Here is a 13,572-nt window from a genome sequence, read left to right as displayed (position 1 = left end):
CTGGAGGATGCTCTGGCCCGCAGGCCAGAGACCCTTTTATTTGACACGTTTCACGGCATCTTTAAGCAGTTTTTCAAGGATTTGACCCGGGTTCGCGTATTTGCGCGACAGGATCATTGCGGCGATGATGTAAGGCTTCCAGCTGGCTTCTTTGTAGGTTTCGATACGGTATTTTTCGAATACGCCTTCGGTGACTTCGCCTTCTTTACACGACACGCCGGAAATGTCCGCCGGCAGGCAGTGCATATACAGGGCTTCGCCGTCACGGGTCAGCTTCATCATCTCTTCGGTGCAGTGCCAATTTTTGTGGTTGGCGTTTTGCGCCAGGCACTGTTTTTCCAGCGCTTTAAGGCCGTCGTGATCGTTGGCGCGCAGCAGGGTGGTGCGCTCTTCCATGACTTTGTAAGGTGCCCAGGATTTTGGATAAACAATGTCGGCATCTTTGAAGGCTTCTTCCATTGAGTTGACCTGGCGGAAGCTGCCACCGGATGATTTGGCATTGTTTTTGGCTACTTCCACCACATCCGGGATCAGCTCATAGCCGTCTGGATGCGCAAGCGTGACGTCCATACCAAAGCGGGTCATCAGGCCGATGATGCCTTGTGGCACCGACAGCGGCTTGCCGTAACTTGGCGAGTAAGCCCAGGTCATGGCGATTTTTTTGCCTTTCAGATTTTCCAGCGAGCCGAAATGCTCGCGCAGCCAGGCCAAATCGGCCATCGCTTGCGTGGGATGGTCGATATCACATTGCAGATTGACCAGGGCAGGGCGTTGCGGCAGCACGCCTTCTTCGTAGCCTTCATCGAGTGCGGCACCCACTTCACGCATGTAAGCGTTGCCTGCACCAAGGAACATGTCATCGCGAATACCGATGGCGTCCGCACAGAAGGAGATCATGTTGGCGGTTTCACGGACCGTTTCGCCGTGGGCAATTTGCGATTTGCCTTCATCGAGATCTTGCTGCGCCAGGCCCAGCATATTCAGGGCGGAGGCGTAAGAGAAACGGGTACGGGTTGAGTTATCACGGAAAACGGAGATGCCCAAACCATTGGTAAAGACGTTGGTGGCAATGTTATCGGCACGCATGGATTTCAGTACGGCCGCGACGTCGAGGACTTGCTTGAGCTCATCCGGACTCTGTTCCCAGGTTAACAGGAAATCCTTTTCATGAAGATGAGAGTTAAGTTTGCTGAGATCTTTAATTAAATCATTAATCGTTTTCATCAAAACACCCTTTGTTATGACTGGTCACAGGACTGCTGTACTGTGCAGAATTAACCCAACAAATCTGTGTGAGCTATTTAGTGATTAACAATAACTATGCCAGGTGCGGGGAAATGGTCGATTGAATGGGAAAGGTGAATTAAATTTGTGAACGCAATCGATAAAGCACGCTTATTTTAATGAAAATGGTGCGGGTTGTTTTCAGTCAGGATAAATCAAAGAAAAATGCTATTTAGCAGGCTGGCGGTATAGGGTGGAATTATCACGGGTTCGTTCTCCAAATTGATAACGGCACAATTCCAATTATCAATTTGATAAATTAACCGTGAGCATTAAGATCTATTAAATGATGAGCAAATGTAATTAGTCAGGTTATTATCAATGTTTTCTCTTGCATAATTAGTATTATAAGATCTGTTTATTAGGTCGCCAGGCGTTCAGTAAGGGATTATTAGAAAGTCAATAATTGCTAAGGAAACTATCGATCATGATGGCTGTAAATACTCAGTCGGCGCTGATGCAGATCCAACCGACAATCATCCGTTTTGCGAAGATGCTGGCAAGTGTGTTGCAACTGGAAATTGAGATTGTTGATGTCAATCTGGTTCGAGTAGCAGGCACTGGCCCTTATGCTAAATCTTTGGGGCGAAAGCTAAATACCAATTCACGCTTGTTAAAGCATGTTATTGAATCAAAGAAAGAAAAAGTCGTCACGCAGTCTGGTATTGACCCCATTTGTGAAGGGTGTACCGATAAGCAAAATTGCCGGGAAAAAGCTTTCCTCGGTACCCCGGTGATTTTTCAGAACTGTTGCGTCGGGGTGATTAGCCTGGTAGCACTGAACTGCGAGCAGCAGGAGCGCATAAGAGACAATTTGCGCGAATTTTCAGATTATGTGCAGCATATTTCCAATATTTTTATTTCCAAACTCCTCGAAGACCAAAGCGGTGAGAGTAACGCCAGTGGGATACTGTTAAGCCTCATCGATAATATGGATCAGGGCGTGTTGATCCTGGATAAAAATAATCAGTTAAAATTTGCGAACCCTGTCGCATTAAAAATATTAAAATCCAACCATGAGCAGTTGATGGGGAAAACGATTTCAGCGCGTGCGCTGACTTTTCAGAACTCTTTTACCAGCGGCAATATGCAATATATTATTTCCCTCGACGAACGCAGCGAAATAATTATTGGTCAGTTACTTACGGTACAGGAAAACCAGATTTTTTTAATGGCGTTCCATCAATCGCACACGGCTATCAATACGGATGCCGTGAACGAAGCCCCACAGATCGAACATATTATTGGTGAATGCCAGCCGATGGTGGCGTTAAAGCGCTTGATTGGCCGGATTGCACCGGGTCCGTCGAGTGTGATGATTACGGGTGAAAGTGGTACCGGTAAAGAGGTGGTCGCCTGGGCAATTCATAAACTCAGTCAGCGTAATGATAAACCGTTTATCGCGATTAACTGTGCCGCCATCCCTGAGCAACTGCTGGAAAGTGAACTGTTTGGTTATGTTAAAGGCGCTTTCACCGGTGCGTCGACTAACGGTAAGCAAGGGTTAATGCAGGCCGCCGATCAGGGGTCGCTGTTCCTTGATGAAATTGGCGATATGCCGTTAGTGATTCAGGCCAAATTGCTGCGTGCCATTGAAGCACGCGAAGTTCAGCCTATTGGTTCAAGTCGCCCAATCCCGATTGATATTCGTATCATTTCTGCCACCAATCAGAATCTGGAGAAGTATGTTTCCGAAGGGAAGTTTCGCGAAGATCTCTATTACCGTTTGAATGTGATCCCGGTGGTCTTGCCGCCGCTGCGTGAGCGCAAAGAAGATTTATCTTTGCTGATTCACTATTTTCTTAATTTGCATACGAAGCGCATCGGACTGGTTTATCCGGGCATCGCGCCCGATGTCATGGCATTGCTGGCGGCCTATCAATGGCCGGGAAATTTGCGCGAGTTAAGCAACATGATGGAGTACCTGGTGAACGTGGTGCCTTCAGGCGAAGTGATTACCACGTCGCTGTTGCCACCGAACATTGTCAATCAGCGGCAGATCGTGGTGGATTTCACCCGGGTGCATGCCGCGAAAACTCACGACAGTAGCGATCATTCGGAGCATGGTGCCCATGCGCTGGAGGAGATGGAAAAGCAGCTTATTGCCGAAGCGCTGATGCGCCACGGCAATAAAAAACTGGCGGCGGATGAGTTGGGGATAGGGATCGCCACCCTGTATCGCAAAATAAAGAAGTATGGTACTGACGACAAACCTCTTTCGTAGGCGGTTTAGAGCGGCGACATCCGGCACAACAGCCGTCAATCGAAGTGTTGTCCGTTCTCACATTCCTGCACGGCATCGACAATCATCTGATACCCCGTGCAGCGGCATAAATTACCCGCCAGCCCCTGACGAATTTGTAACACTGTCATCGGCTGGCTGCGCGGTTTTGCCAGTAATGCGGTGGCGGCCATGATAAACCCTGGCGTGCAAAATCCACATTGCACCGCGCCGCTTTCCGCAAAGGCTTGCTGCACGGGCGATGGTTTACCGCTCACCACTTCCCCTTCACTGGTACGGATCGATTTATCGTGTGCCCAAACCGCCAGATAAAGGCAGCTATCAATGGCGGTGCCATCAATCAGCACCGTACAGGCTCCACATTCACCCACGCAGCAACCCTGTTTAATACTGAGAAAACCCTGGGCGCGCAGCACATCGGATAACGGCATCGCCGGGGATACGCTCAACTGATAGTTGCCGCCATTAATCCGGCAGTTGATGGTTTTGCTGTTCATTGAATGGCTCCTCCAGCCTGTTTCACCGCCTGTTCGATAACGCGTTTTGCCAGCGTGCTAATCAGGTGTAAACGGAATGATTTTTCAGCACGCCAGGAGGTTCTGGGTGACACATCTTGCGTGACTGCTTCTGCGATAGCCGCCAGGGTTTGGTGGGTTAACGGTTGCCCGACCGCGGCGTGTTCGGCATGCGCACAACGTACCGGCGTGGGCGCGGCAACCCCGAAGGCGAGTTTGATTTCCCGGAAACGGCCCGCCGCTATTTCACACAAAGCACTACAGCCAATAGTGGAAATGTCCATCGCGTCGCGCATCGCATATTTGAAACTTGCCGCCCCTTTGTTGCGGTAGTTTTCTGGCTTGAAATGGAAGGCCACCAGCACTTCTCCGGCGGCTAATGCCACTTTCCCAGGCCCGGTATGGAAACCGTTAATTGAGGCAAAACGGGTTCCTTGTGGGGTGGCAATCTCCAGTTCGGCTTCGTAAATCAGCGATGGGCAGGCAGAATCGGCACTGGTTGCGCCGTTGCAAATGTTACCGCCATAGGTGGCGACATTACGGATTTGCGGCCCTGCGATAACCGAGGCCGATGCAGCCAGCGCCGGAAGGTGTTGTTGCACCAAAGGATGTTCGATGAGTTCGCTAAAAGTGGTGCCGGAACCAATGCGAATAACGCCGTGGTCGTTACCTGTCACGCCGCGTAATTCGGGTAAATCATGAATATCGACGATATGGCGATAACGCGGGTTGAGATGGTGGAGTTGAATCAATACATCTGTTCCGCCCGCCAGTAAGCGGGCCTGCTCGTCTTCTGCCAGCAGAGCCACCGCGTGTGCGACGCTCTCGGCGTGGTGGTAACGTTCAATGTCATACATAGCATTATCCTTTTATCAGCCCGGCCTCGACAAACTCCTGAAACAGGCGTTTTGGCGTCAGGGGAAGCGTGTTGATGGCAACACCCGTCGCCATGCGCACTGCGTTACGAATCGCGGCGGCAGGGGAGATAATCGGCGGTTCGCCCAGTGCTTTATGGCCGTAAGCTGACTGCGGTTCGTCAGTTTCCACAAAGGCGCACTCCAGCGTCGGTAAATCGGGCATGGTCGGCATTTTGTAATCCAGCAGATTGGGGTTACGCACCACGCCGCTTTGCTCATCGACGATGATCTCTTCAAACAGCGCCCAGCCAATACCCATCCCCATACCGCCATGAACCTGTCCTTCAGCCAGCGTCGGGTTAAGTATTTGCCCGGAATCATGCAGGTTTAAGATGCGGTTGATGGTGACTTTGCACAGGGGAATATCGACGGTGACATCAACAAATGTGCAGCCGTAGGTCGGCGGATTCGTCTGGGTTTTAAAGGAGGATTCTGCCGAAAGTTGGCCGCCCAGTTCGGGATGATAAAAGGTGTGCATCGCCAGTTCAGCCACGCTGATCAGTGCCTGTTCCGGGCGCATCTCCAGCACAATATTGCCATTGATAATTGTCAGCTTCATTTCGGGCAGATGCAGCATTAACGCCGCGTGCTGGAGGATTTTTTGCCTTAAAATTTGTGCGGCTTCGCGCAAAGCGGGTGCGGTGACATAGCTTTGGCGCGAAGCAAATGCGCCAGGGTCAAAAGGCGTGATGTCCGTGTCCTGCGTGGAAATCGTGTGGACCATGTCGAAGGGCATGCCGATGGTTTGGGCGACCATTTGCGCAAAGACGGTATCGGCACCTTGCCCAACTTCCGTGGCTCCGCTTTGTAGATTGATGATTCCGTCCTGGTTGAGCACTAAGCGCACGCTGGCAATTTCGACGCCAACCGGCCAGGTGTTGGAGGTATAGCTAAAACAGGCCACGCCAACGCCACGGCGAACGTCGCCGTGAGTTTGCAGACACGCCGCTTTGCGCTCGTCCCAGCCGAAGCGTTCACGCCCTTGTTTAAGGCACTCAATCAAACCGGCGCTGTGTATCGGCCTGTTGTACAACGTATTGATATCGCCTTCGCGGGCGGCATTGAGTAAACGGATGTCTACCGGGTCGATGTTTAACGCGACGGCGGCATCATCCAGTAAGGACTCCACCGCGAAAACCACCTGCGGCGCGCCATAGCCACGCATGGCTCCGGCAGAGGGGAGATTGGTGTAGACGGTTGTTGCCTGGAAACCATAGGCGCTGCGGGGGTAGAGCCAGGAAATTTTGCTTCCTGCGGCGGCAGCAATGGAGTGCCCGTGCGAGGCATACGCACCGGTATTGGACAACACATCTAAACTGAAACCTTTTAGAACGCCATCAAATGTGACCCCCATTTTTGCATCAATCCGAAATGCATGGCGGGTACGCGAGGCAAAGAAACACTCTTCACGGCTGATCAACACTTTGACCGGAATGCCACCCAGTTTTAGCGTCAAAAAGGCGGCCATTGGCTCTTCCAGCACATCCTGTTTATTGCCAAACCCGCCGCCAATATAGGGTTTGATGACGCGTATTTTTGACCACGACATGTTGAGTGCCTGCGCGACAATGCGGCGCACGATATGCGGGATTTGCGTGCTGGAGATAATAGTGATGCGGTCGGGCTGTTCCATCCAGGCAAAGCAGGTGACGCCTTCCATATGGCAGTGTTGCACAATAGGCGTTTTAAAGCGGCCTGAGAACTGGTGATCCGCAGCCTGCATGGCGGCAGCAGGGTTGTTAGTTGCCGCTTCGCTGCGTTTGAGCAGATTGCCGCCTGCATGAATCGCGGGGGCATCGTCGGCCAGCGCCGCTTCGGGCGAGGTGATAACGGACAATTCTTCCCAACTGACCTCCACCGTTTCAGCGGCTTTTTCCGCCGTAAGTTCATCACGCGCCACGACAATTGCTACGGCATCGCCGAAATGCCGCACGTGTTGCGTTAGCAAGCAGCGATCGGCAACGTCCTGTTTGGCCGGGTCGAGTGTCCAGGCATGGCCCGCTGTGGCGAAAGCGATATCCGGCACATCTTCCCAGGTAAAGACGGCTACGACACCAGGAATTTCAAGCGTGGCGCGGTAGTCAATGGCACGGGCATATCCGTGTGCGATGGGGCTGCGAACGTATTTGGCATAGCACATGCCAGTCATTGGTATATCGTCGGTGTATCTGGCTTGCCCGGTGACTTTGGCAAGCGCATCAACTCGCAAGCAGGGCAATCCTAATGGTGTTTTACCCATTCTTTCTGACATGGTTTTGTCTCCATCCTCAGGAATAAGGTCACGCTTCGTTTAGCTCCTGAGTGAAGCAAGATGTACGCCAGTCATTGCTAACGGCCATTTCTTATGAAAAAACTGTGATGGTCATTGGAAAACAAGCTGTTGTTCAGGAAGGGAATGGTGTCAGGAGCAGGGGATGTTTTCTCACAATGATAGACGATGATCATTATGATAAATCGACGAGATGTTTAGTGAGGACTCGCCTTTAAGGCGGTCCCTCACTCGAATTTTGATGGCGCTAAATCGTTATTTTTTTATTGCCGCCACGACTCACCGTCGTCGCTTGCCCGTCAGCACCGTATAGATTCGGTTCCTGATGTGGCTTGAGCACTGCCAGCGCTTCTTCATTGCGCGCCAGCTGATCTTCTAATAGCCAACCGTTGTGCTGATTGATATCACGTAAATGCTGCGTTTTTTGCGTAATCGTCTGCCAACGCTGGCTGATATCCGTGCTGCTTGTGTTATGTGCATTCTGTTCGGCACGGCGAAGCTGCTCGAGATAATCAAGCGTTGCCAGCAACGAGCTTTTATCTTCGGTAATACGCTGTAATGTACTGCCATTTACATGGCCTGCGGATAATTGTTGCTGCTCGGCGTCCATCACCTCTTTGAGAGAGTTGAGCACCACAGTCATTTGATCCATCACTTCTAACAGACGATTCATGCAATTATTTACTCAATATATAGCTCTGAGCTTCCTGGATGAGTGCATCGGCGATTTTGCCGGTATCCATTTTTAGCTCACCATTGCGGATAGCAGTTTTGAGTGCTTCAACGCGTTCCATATTGATATCACCGCTGCCCGGCTGGACTAACTTCGCCTGCGCATCGCTGAGTGTCACATTGGTGCTGTTTGGTGTCGTGCTCTTTTCCAGACGGCTCTTTTGGAGCGGAGCTTCTGACGTTTCACGCGGTTGTACGGTGCTTACCGGTTTCAAAGGAGATGTGCGATCAATACTCATTATTCTATCCTCATCGAGGTGGCCCACTGCACGAGAGCCTGCCAATATCTATCATCTGTTAACACACTATCGGCAGTCGCCGCAGAACCTTTATAGCCTTCTTAATCGCCAGTGGAATATTATAGATTAATCAGAATATTCCCATCAGTGCCGACGACGCCGCTCACAATCTGACCAGAATCCATTCGTACTCGCGCATTCTGCGCCACCGCCGCATTATTCAGCGCTTTGCCTTCGCTGTTCACGCTAAAACCTTCCCCTGCGGCGACGACTTGCACTCGCTGTCCGGCTTTCACACGCCAGGACTGGCGTACCATGGACAACATAATGGGCTGATTGGGGGCGATATCACGCAGCGTTACAGCACTGCTGGCCTGGTTGATATCCAGCATTGCACGCGGAGGCAATTGGTCTAAACGCCCACGCTTGAGCTGCACCTGACTTTCATTGATCACCGTGCCACGCGGCAGTGCAAGCGCTGCCACCACGTAGTTCCCGGTAGCTTGCACTTCTGCCTGAATATAGCGCTTCTCGTTTCCGCATCGTGCCAGAACGCTCACATTGCCCCATAAACGACCATTGCCCGGCATCGAAAAATCGGGAAGTGGGCAGGGAGGCAATTGTGCATCCGGCGTTTTTACAATCACCGACACTTCATTGCTTATACCCACCAGACGTTGCTGAAAAAACTGGGTCAATGGTGCGTCCAGAATACTGGCGAAAGCCTGCGGGCAGGCCAGTAAAAGGGCAATTGTGCTCCAGGTTTTTAGTCCAGCCATCTCGCTTCTCCTTGTTCAGGTTGCAGTGATTTTAACCGCACACCGAATTGATCAAGGCGACAAATAGCGACCCATTTTGTGTCTATTCCAACGATAACGCACGCGTAAGGGGATTTAAGCTGTCGGACAAATCCTAATTATGCGGAGGGAACATGCTAGACAAACTGGATGCTTCACTGCGATTTCAGCAAGAAGCGATTAATTTGCGTGCCCAGCGTCAGGAAATTCTGGCCGCAAATATCGCCAATGCGGATACCCCGGGCTATCAGGCTCGCGATATTGATTTTGCCAGTGAAATGAAAAAAGTGATGGAAAGAGGCCGTGCCGAAGGCAGCGGTGTTGCGCTCGCGCTCACCTCCGCACGCCATATTCCGGCGGCGACACAAACAACACCTTCTCTTGATCTCCTCTACCGCGTTCCTGACCAGCCATCTATGGATGGCAACACCGTCGATATGGACCGCGAACGTACGCAATTTGCCGATAACAGCCTGAAATATCAATCCGATCTCACGGTCCTCGGCGGCCAAATCAAGGGCATGATGTCTGTGCTGCAACAGGGTGGCTAATAGATGGCATTACTGAATATTTTTGATATTGCCGGTTCGGCAATGACGGCGCAGTCCAAGCGGATGAACGTGGCGGCGAGTAACCTGGCTAACGCAGATAGCGCCACTGGCCCGGACGGCCAACCTTATCGCGCTAAGCAGGTTATTTTCCAGGTCGATGCCGCTCCGGGTGCTGAAACGGGTGGCGTAAAGGTGACGGGTATTCAGGAAAGCCAGGAGCAGGACAAACTGGTGTTCCAACCGGGGAACCCGCTGGCCGATGCCAAAGGTTATGTGCGGATGCCAAACGTGGACGTAGTGGGTGAGATGGTCAACAGCATGTCGGCGTCACGCAGCTATCAGGCCAACGTTGAAGTGCTCAACACCGTGAAAAGCATGATGTTGAAAACCCTGACTTTGGGTCAGTAAAGGAGTGACTGATGGGCATCGCCGTTAATATGAACGACACCACGACCAGTGGTGTTAATACTTTATCGGGTAATAGCAGCATTACCGGGAACAATGCAGCCGATCTACAGAGTAGCTTTTTGACGCTGCTCGTTGCGCAGTTGAAAAACCAGGACCCGACCAACCCTCTGCAAAACAACGAACTGACTACCCAGCTGGCGCAAATCAGCACCGTGAGCGGCATTGAAAAACTCAACACCACGCTCGGTTCTGTGTCTGGTCAGTTGACCAATAACCAGTCTGTGCAGGCCAGCGCTCTGATTGGCCATGGCGTGATGATCCCTGGTTCGAAAATTTTGGCGGGCAGTGAAGCGACCACGCCGTTTGGTGTTGAGTTGCAACAGGGGGCGGATAAAGTCACCGCAACCATCACCGATAACACCGGCAAAGTGGTTCGTACGCTCGATATTGGTGCGCTTAGTGCAGGGGTTCATACCTTCACGTGGGATGGCACCGCGACCGATGGGACGACAGTGCCGGACGGCGCTTATAACGTTGCCATCAATGCCAGTAATGGCGGGACACAACTGGTTGCTCAACCGCTGAATTTTGCGTTGGTCAACGGTGTCACGCTCAGTAACGGCAAGACCTTGCTCGACCTCGGTACTTACGGCACCTCAACCCTCGACGATATCAGGCAGATTATCTAAGCCTCCAACCCTTTGCAGGAGTAAAACATGGGCTTTTCTCAAGCGGTCAGCGGCCTGAATGCTGCGGCCACCAACCTGGATGTGATTGGTAACAACATTGCCAACTCCGCCACCTACGGTTTTAAGTCCGGCAGCGTTTCGTTTGCCGATATGTTTGCAGGCTCGAAAGTGGGCCTGGGCGTAAAAGTTGCGGGTATCACCCAGGACTTTAACGACGGTACTACAACCAATACCGGGCGCGGCCTGGATGTGGCTATCAGCCAGAATGGTTTCTTCCGCCTGGTCGATACCAACGGTTCTGTTTATTACAGCCGTAACGGCCAGTTCAAACTGGATGAAAACCGTAATCTGGTGAACATGCAGGGAATGCAACTGACGGGTTATCCGGCGACCGGTACTCCGCCAACCATTCAGGAAGGGGCGAACCCGGTGGGGCTGTCTGTTCCTAATACCCTGATGGCGGCGAAACTGACGACTCAGGCTTCGATGCAAATCAACCTGAACTCCTCAGACAAAGTGCCTGAAGTGAGTCCTTTTGATGCCACAAACTCAGCAACGTATAACAAAAAAGGCTCGATCACCGTTTTTGATTCACTGGGTAACACCCATGACATGAACGTGTTCTACGTGAAAACCGCTGACAACAAATGGGATATGTACACCCAGGACAGCAGCGTTGCCAAGTCTCCAGCGGTACGTGCGGGGGCGATTAACTTTAATGCCAATGGCACCATTGATAACGTCACCACGCCAGATCCAGCCAACCCGGGTCAGGTTCTCACCAGTACCACGCCGCAGTTCAACATCCAGACAGGCGCACTGAATGGTGCACCGGCGGTGAATTTCACCTTCAGCCTGTTGAACTCCATGCAGCAGAACACCGGCTCCAACAACATCGTGGCGGCAAACCAGGATGGCTATAAGCCAGGTGACCTGGTGAGCTATCAGATTAACGAAGACGGCAGCATTGTGGGTAATTACTCCAACGAGCAAACCCAGCTGTTAGGCCAGATTGTTCTGTCCAACTTTGCAAACCCGGAAGGTCTGTCTTCTGAAGGTAACAACGTGTGGTCTGCGTCCAATGCTTCAGGTGTTGCCCTGCTGGGGACGGCGGGTTCCGGTAACTTCGGCACGCTGACCAACGGTGCGCTGGAGTCCTCGAACGTCGATCTGAGTAAAGAACTGGTCAATATGATTGTCGCGCAGCGTAACTATCAGTCCAACGCACAGACCATCAAAACCCAGGACCAGATCCTCAACACCCTGGTTAACCTGCGCTAATCACTGACGGGATAGCTTAATGGATCACGCAATTTATACCGCCATGGGTGCGGCCAGTCAGACGCTGAACCAACAAGCGGTGACGGCCAGCAACCTGGCAAACGCTTCAACGCCGGGCTTTCGCGCACAGCTTACCGCTTTGCGTGCGGTTCCGGTGGAAGGGCTATCTTTGCCGACGCGCACCCTGGTGACAGCTTCAACGCCAGGCGTGGATATGTCGCAAGGTCAGCTTGATTACACCCAACGCCCGCTGGATGTTGCGCTGCAACAAGACGGTTGGCTGGCGGTACAAAGTGCTGATGGTACTGAAGCTTATACCCGCAACGGCAATATGCAGGTGAGTCCTGCCGGGCAACTGACCATCGGCGGGCAACCGGTGATGGGCGAAGGTGGCCCGATTGCCGTGCCTCAGGGTTCAGAGCTGACTATCGCGGCGGATGGCACCATTTCTGCGCTTAACGCAGGTGACCAGCCCAATACCGTGGCACCGATTGGCCGTCTGAAGCTGGTGAAAGCCACTGGCCTTGAAGTGGTGCGCGGTGATGACGGGTTTTTCCGACCGAGTGCTGCCGCTCAGGCCACGCGTGGTGCGACGTTGCAAGCTGACGCATCCATCACGTTGATGCCTGGCGTGCTGGAAGGCAGCAACGTTAAGCCGGTAGAAGCCATGGCTGACATGATTTCCAATGCTCGTCGTTTTGAGATGCAGATGAAAATTATTTCAAGCGTGGATGAAAACGAGCAGCGGGCGAATCAGCTGTTGTCGATGACATGATAATCAGCCGCGAAACTAACAGGAATTCAAAATGATCAGTTCTTTATGGATCGCAAAAACTGGCCTTGATGCCCAGCAAACCAACATGGATGTGATTGCCAACAACCTGGCAAACGTCTCCACCAATGGTTTTAAGCGTCAACGCGCGGTGTTTGAAGATCTTCTTTATCAAACCATTCGCCAGCCTGGTGCGCAATCGTCTGAACAGACGACGCTGCCATCCGGTTTGCAGATTGGTACCGGTGTGCGCCCGGTCGCCACCGAGCGTTTGCACAGCCAGGGCAACCTGTCGCAAACCAATAACAGCAAAGATGTGGCGATTAAAGGCCAGGGGTTCTTCCAGGTTCAGCTTCCGGATGGCACCAGTGCCTATACCCGCGATGGCTCTTTCCAGGTGGACCAAAACGGTCAGTTAGTCACGGCGGGCGGTTTCCAGGTTCAGCCTGCGATAACCATTCCGGCGAATGCCCTGACGATCACTATTGGACGTGATGGCATTGTGAGTGTGACTCAGCAGGGGCAAGCGCAGCCGGTGCAGGTGGGGCAGCTTAATCTGACTACCTTTATGAACGATACCGGTCTGGAAAGCCTGGGCGAAAACCTGTACGCCGAAACCCAGTCTTCCGGTACGCCGAACGAAAGCACGCCTGGCCTTAACGGCGCGGGCTTGTTGTATCAGGGGTATGTTGAAACCTCTAACGTGAACGTTGCAGAAGAACTGGTGAATATGATCCAGGTTCAGCGCGCCTACGAAATCAACTCTAAAGCCGTTTCTACAACCGATCAGATGCTGCAAAAATTGACGCAACTGTAAGGCGTTTGCCGGTGCGTTTTATGCACCGGCTGTCTTTATCTGAATGACCTGAAGATGAA

Annotated in this window: 14 protein-coding genes; 7 read left to right on the top strand and 7 right to left on the bottom strand. The window is 52.2% G+C overall.

What is annotated here, in order from left to right; all coding sequences use genetic code 11:
• Nucleotides 1-36: 36 nt before the first annotated feature.
• Nucleotides 37-1,224, bottom strand: coding sequence for a knotted carbamoyltransferase YgeW (ygeW, locus tag DY231_RS14925; protein WP_147295649.1), 1,188 nt, complete (start codon nucleotides 1,222-1,224; stop codon nucleotides 37-39).
• Between the two features lie 487 nt (nucleotides 1,225-1,711).
• Here ygeW and DY231_RS14920 point away from each other — a divergent pair, with 487 nt between their 5' ends.
• Nucleotides 1,712-3,508 carry a sigma 54-interacting transcriptional regulator gene (locus DY231_RS14920; protein ID WP_115629545.1) on the top strand — a complete coding sequence of 599 codons (1,797 nt, stop codon included), beginning with the start codon at nucleotides 1,712-1,714 and terminating at the stop codon, nucleotides 3,506-3,508.
• Between the two features lie 35 nt (nucleotides 3,509-3,543).
• Here the strand turns inward: DY231_RS14920 and xdhC are convergent, their stop codons facing one another.
• From xdhC to flgA, 6 genes are all read right to left on the bottom strand, one after another.
• A complete protein-coding gene (xdhC, locus tag DY231_RS14915; RefSeq protein WP_115629542.1) occupies nucleotides 3,544-4,023 on the bottom strand; it encodes a xanthine dehydrogenase iron sulfur-binding subunit XdhC in 480 nt (159 codons plus the stop codon).
• Nucleotides 4,020-4,898 carry a xanthine dehydrogenase FAD-binding subunit XdhB gene (xdhB, locus tag DY231_RS14910; protein ID WP_115629540.1) on the bottom strand — a complete coding sequence of 293 codons (879 nt, stop codon included), beginning with the start codon at nucleotides 4,896-4,898 and terminating at the stop codon, nucleotides 4,020-4,022. Before xdhB ends, xdhC begins: the two co-directional genes overlap by 4 nt.
• Before the next feature lie 4 nt (nucleotides 4,899-4,902).
• Nucleotides 4,903-7,197: a xanthine dehydrogenase molybdenum-binding subunit XdhA gene (gene xdhA, locus DY231_RS14905; protein WP_256682712.1), complete on the bottom strand. Its 2,295-nt coding sequence runs from the start codon at nucleotides 7,195-7,197 to the stop codon at nucleotides 4,903-4,905.
• 277 nt (nucleotides 7,198-7,474) lie between these two features.
• Complete coding sequence (gene flgN, locus DY231_RS14900) at nucleotides 7,475-7,900, bottom strand: flagella biosynthesis chaperone FlgN (protein WP_115629534.1); 426 nt, start codon at nucleotides 7,898-7,900, stop codon at nucleotides 7,475-7,477.
• Between the two features lie 4 nt (nucleotides 7,901-7,904).
• Nucleotides 7,905-8,198 carry a flagellar biosynthesis anti-sigma factor FlgM gene (gene flgM, locus DY231_RS14895; protein WP_115629531.1) on the bottom strand — a complete coding sequence of 98 codons (294 nt, stop codon included), beginning with the start codon at nucleotides 8,196-8,198 and terminating at the stop codon, nucleotides 7,905-7,907.
• 119 nt (nucleotides 8,199-8,317) lie between these two features.
• Nucleotides 8,318-8,977: a flagellar basal body P-ring formation chaperone FlgA gene (gene flgA / locus DY231_RS14890; protein WP_115629529.1), complete on the bottom strand. Its 660-nt coding sequence runs from the start codon at nucleotides 8,975-8,977 to the stop codon at nucleotides 8,318-8,320.
• Nucleotides 8,978-9,129: 152 nt separating this feature from the next.
• Here flgA and flgB point away from each other — a divergent pair, with 152 nt between their 5' ends.
• The 6 genes from flgB to flgG are packed head-to-tail and all read left to right on the top strand — an operon-like array spanning nucleotide 9,130 to nucleotide 13,513.
• Nucleotides 9,130-9,546 (top strand): flagellar basal body rod protein FlgB, encoded by a 417-nt coding sequence (gene flgB, locus DY231_RS14880; protein ID WP_034494510.1) that lies wholly within the window; start codon nucleotides 9,130-9,132, stop codon nucleotides 9,544-9,546.
• Between the two features lie 3 nt (nucleotides 9,547-9,549).
• Nucleotides 9,550-9,954, top strand: a complete 405-nt coding sequence (gene flgC, locus DY231_RS14875; RefSeq protein ID WP_115629526.1) for a flagellar basal body rod protein FlgC — start codon at nucleotides 9,550-9,552, stop codon at nucleotides 9,952-9,954.
• An 11-nt stretch (nucleotides 9,955-9,965) separates the two neighbouring features.
• Nucleotides 9,966-10,643 (top strand): flagellar hook assembly protein FlgD, encoded by a 678-nt coding sequence (gene flgD, locus DY231_RS14870; protein WP_034494513.1) that lies wholly within the window; start codon nucleotides 9,966-9,968, stop codon nucleotides 10,641-10,643.
• Nucleotides 10,644-10,670: 27 nt separating this feature from the next.
• Nucleotides 10,671-11,924 carry a flagellar hook protein FlgE gene (gene flgE / locus DY231_RS14865; protein WP_115629525.1) on the top strand — a complete coding sequence of 418 codons (1,254 nt, stop codon included), beginning with the start codon at nucleotides 10,671-10,673 and terminating at the stop codon, nucleotides 11,922-11,924.
• Between the two features lie 19 nt (nucleotides 11,925-11,943).
• Nucleotides 11,944-12,699, top strand: a complete 756-nt coding sequence (locus DY231_RS14860; RefSeq protein WP_034494517.1) for a flagellar basal body rod protein FlgF — start codon at nucleotides 11,944-11,946, stop codon at nucleotides 12,697-12,699.
• A 31-nt stretch (nucleotides 12,700-12,730) separates the two neighbouring features.
• Nucleotides 12,731-13,513 (top strand): flagellar basal-body rod protein FlgG, encoded by a 783-nt coding sequence (gene flgG, locus DY231_RS14855; RefSeq protein ID WP_034494519.1) that lies wholly within the window; start codon nucleotides 12,731-12,733, stop codon nucleotides 13,511-13,513.
• Nucleotides 13,514-13,572 lie beyond the last annotated feature (59 nt).

It is taken from the genome of Buttiauxella agrestis (assembly GCF_900446255.1).
Classification (GTDB): Bacteria; Pseudomonadota; Gammaproteobacteria; order Enterobacterales; family Enterobacteriaceae; genus Buttiauxella; species Buttiauxella agrestis.
Note: the sequence above shows the minus strand (reverse complement) of the source record. Positions and strands in the feature narration are given on the sequence as shown.